General features: G+C 54.2%; 1 protein-coding gene. It reads right to left on the reverse strand.

The window, feature by feature from the left end; all coding sequences use genetic code 11:
* Nucleotides 1-601 (reverse strand): IS6 family transposase (locus V6R85_RS26025; protein ID WP_336377360.1); only part of this gene is annotated, 601 nt, incomplete at its 3' end.
* Nucleotides 602-681 lie beyond the last annotated feature (80 nt).

Consider the following 681-nt stretch of genomic DNA (forward strand, 5'->3'; position numbering starts at 1 on the left):
GGAAGCCACCGATCTTTGGCATGTTCTTCTTTACCCGGAAATGGTCACTTTCGATGCCTTGCTGGAGGTGTTTGGTGACATAGTGGACGGGATCGGGATGTAGAAGCCCATCATCAACCGACGTTTTGATCGTTGACGGGAAGGTGTTGGCCCCGTCCGTCCCAATCCTGTTCGGCGACAACAAGGGTTCATCTTTAAGCATCTTGCGGAAGAACCGCTTGGCCGCATCAAGATCACGCTTTGCCGACAGCAGGAAATCGACCGGGTTTCCTTGCTTGTCGATGGCTCGGTACAGATAGCGCCATTTACCGCGGATCTTGATGTAGGTCTCATCGATCCGGACCGAGCGGCAGTGGGGTCGCCGAAACTGCCGAAGCCGTTTCTCGATCATCGGCGCATAAGCCAATACCCAGCGGTTGACCGTGCTATGATCGACCTCGAAGCCCCGCTCCCGAAACATCTCTTCCAAGTCCCGATAGCTGAGCGGGTAGCGCAGGTACCAGGCAACCGCCTGTACAATCAGCCATGCCTCGAAATGCCTGCCTTTGAAATCAACCTTCGACTGGCGCTTCAGCTTCTCGGCAATGGTATTCAGAATCATGGCTCGCTCCAATTTTCGGAGCGGCAAATTTCATGCCTATGGTCAATATACCGTTAAGCCCGAAAATTTGCGACAGGCCC

Source organism: Agrobacterium sp. CCNWLW32 (assembly GCF_037083425.1).
GTDB classification, from domain to species: domain Bacteria; phylum Pseudomonadota; class Alphaproteobacteria; order Rhizobiales; family Rhizobiaceae; genus Agrobacterium; species Agrobacterium radiobacter.